This window comes from Rhodoplanes roseus (assembly GCF_003258865.1).
Lineage (GTDB): Bacteria > Pseudomonadota > Alphaproteobacteria > Rhizobiales > Xanthobacteraceae > Rhodoplanes > Rhodoplanes roseus.
Genome location: NZ_NPEX01000307.1, coordinates 1,830 through 4,472 on the forward strand (window position 1 = coordinate 1,830; position 2,643 = coordinate 4,472).

The 2,643-nt window shown below is 68.3% G+C and carries 2 protein-coding genes; both read left to right on the forward strand.

Annotated features, from left to right (window positions below; all coding sequences use genetic code 11):
• Positions 1–170 precede the first annotated feature (170 nt).
• On the forward strand, positions 171–1,277 hold the full coding sequence (locus tag CH341_RS26565) for an alpha/beta fold hydrolase (protein ID WP_111421974.1): 1,107 nt from the start codon (positions 171–173) through the stop codon (positions 1,275–1,277).
• Between the two features lie 213 nt (positions 1,278–1,490).
• Entirely contained in the window at positions 1,491–2,561 is a 1,071-nt protein-coding gene (locus CH341_RS26570; protein ID WP_111421975.1) for a class 1 fructose-bisphosphatase, read from the forward strand.
• The last annotated feature ends 82 nt before the right edge of the window (positions 2,562–2,643 follow it).

Sequence of the window (2,643 nt, forward strand, 5' to 3'; positions counted from 1 at the left end):
TGCCGGGCTCGCGGGCTCCGCCCGCGCCCCGGAATGACGAATTCTGCAAAGCTCCTTGACGAGGGAGTGAAGGCATCGTGCGGCAAAACGACGGGCCGGGAGAACCAACCGCCGGGCCCGAACGTTATGGAGGTGTTCCCGGGCGCTCCGCGCCGCAGCCGAGGTTCCACATGCGCACCAAGCTCCCTGCCGCCCTCCGTCCGGCACCGCCCCGCAGCGGGGTCAATGCCGGCCGTCGCGGAACCGGCGGCGGATGGGTGCGCGGGGTCGCCGCCGTGCCGGCCGTGGCGGCGCTCGGCTGGATCGCCGTCAGCACCTTCTTCATTCCCAACCGCATGCGGCTGCCGCCGGCCCTGCCGGGCGACCAGCGCGACATGGATTCGGTCGCCGGCCGCATCAGCTATTACGTCGACGGTCCGGCCGTGACGACGGCGCCGGTGGCGGAGGCGAGCCTCCCGCCGCTTCTGCTGATCCACAGCGTCAACGCCGCCGCCTCCGCCTACGAGGTGCGGCCGCTCTACGAGGCGGCGCGGACGAAGCGCCCCGTCTACGCGCTGGACCTGCCGGGCTTCGGCTTCTCCGAGCGCAGCCCGCGCACCTACTCGCCGCGGCTGATGACCGACGCGATCCACGCGATGGTCGAGGAGATCCGGCGCATCCACGGCGGCACGCCGATCGACGCCGTCGCGCTGTCGCTCGGCTCCGAGTTCCTGGCGCGGGCGGCCGCCGAGGCGCCCGCGACGTTCCGCAGCGTCGTCCTGGTCAGCCCGACGGGCCTCGACTCGCGTGGGCCGTATTATGGGCCGGCCGGCAGCACGCGCGGCAGCGCGCTCCTGCGCAACGCGTTCTCGTTCCCGGTGTGGGGCCGCGCCGTATTCGATCTGCTGAATACCCGCACGAGCGCGCGGTTCTTCCTCGAGAAGGCGTGGGGCTCGAAGACAATCGACGAAGGTCTGTGCGACTACGACTATCTCACGGCCCACCAACCCGACGCCGAGCATGCGCCGTTCTATTTCGTCGGCGGCCTGCTGTTCAGCCGCGACATCACGCGCATCTACGAAGAGCTTCGCCTGCCCGTCATGGTCGTACACGGCGTGCGCGGCGATTTCGTCGACTACGCGCAGCTCGACCGGCTCGCCGCCCGGCCGAACTGGACCGTGCGCGTGTTCCAGACCGGTGCGTTCCCGCATTTCGAGGTATCGGACGCGTTCGCGCAGGCCTACGATGCGTTCCTCGGCACGCTCTCTCCCGCCCGGGTGGCGGAACCGGCGGGCTGAGGTGTTCCGCGCGCGTCTTCACCAATCCATGTTACTTTTTCGTTTGTGATGTAACATCACCGTGGCCTTTGTGCAGGCGCGAGATTATAGTTCCCGGACGCGAGCAAGCGATGCCGGCGGTGTCGACACGGCCGGCAGCTTCGGTGCCGAGGCCCTCCCCGCTTGCAGCCTGCTCGTCGTGGCCGTTGAGAGTTGACGATTGGGAGACGGACCATGCTCACCGATCACACGACGCTGTCGCAATTCCTGATCGAGGAACGACGCAGGTTCCCCGAAGCGACGGGCGACTTCAGCGCCCTGATCATCGATGTCGGCCTCGCCTGCAAGGCGATCGCCCGGCGGGTCGCCAACGGCGCGCTCGGTGGCGTGCTGGGCCAGGCCGGAAGCACCAACATCCAGGGCGAGGCGCAGCAGAAGCTCGACGTCATCGCCAACGACGTCTTCATCCGCGCCAATGAATGGGGCGGACAGCTCGCCGGCATGGCCTCCGAAGAGATGGACATGCCGTGGGTCATCCCGGCCCGCTATCCGCGCGGCAAGTATCTGCTCCTGTTCGATCCGCTCGACGGCTCCTCCAACATCGACGTGAACGCGCCGGTCGGCAGCATCTTCTCGATCCTGCGCGCGCCCAATCCGGGGGTCGAGCCGCGCACCGAGGATTTCCTGCAGCCCGGCACCAAGCAGGTCTGCGCCGGCTACGCCATCTACGGACCCAGCACCATGCTGGTGATCACGGTCGGCACCGGCGTGCACGGCTTCACGCTCGATCCGCAACTCGGCGAGTTCATCCTGACGCATCCGCGCATCAAGATGCCGCCGACCACCCAGGAGTTCGCCATCAACGCGTCGAACGCCCGGTTCTGGGAGCCGGCCGTGAAGCGTTACGTGGACGAGTGCCTGGAGGGAAAGACGGGGCCGCGCGCAAAGGACTTCAACATGCGCTGGATCGCCTCGCTGGTCGGCGACACCCACCGCATCCTGATCCGCGGCGGCGTGTTCATGTATCCGCGCGACACGCGCGATCCCGGCAAGCCCGGCAAGCTGCGGCTGATGTACGAGGCGAACCCGATCGCCATGATCGCCGAGCAGGCCGGCGGTCTCGCCACCACGGGCCAGGACCGCATCCTCGACGTGAAGCCGACCAAGTTGCACCAGCGCATCGCCCTGATCTTCGGATCGCGCGAGGAGGTGGAGCGCATCGAGGCCTATCACCGCGACCATTCGGGCCGGAAGTTCGAGGCGTCGAAGTTCAAGACCAACGAGCTGTTCCAGTCGGCGAAGTGAGTCCCTGCCGCCGCGGCCGGCGAATGCCGGCGCCATCGCATCGTGCCCCAGATCAGCGCCACGGCGAGAACGAGCACGAAGC

What these genes read in the sequence shown, in the direction of transcription:
- CH341_RS26565 (WP_111421974.1), top strand. Translation starts at nt 171, where the DNA reads ATGCGCACCAAGCTCCCTGCCGCCCTCCGTCCGGCACCGCCCCGCAGC.
- CH341_RS26570 (WP_111421975.1), top strand. Translation starts at nt 1,491, where the DNA reads ATGCTCACCGATCACACGACGCTGTCGCAATTCCTGATCGAGGAACGA.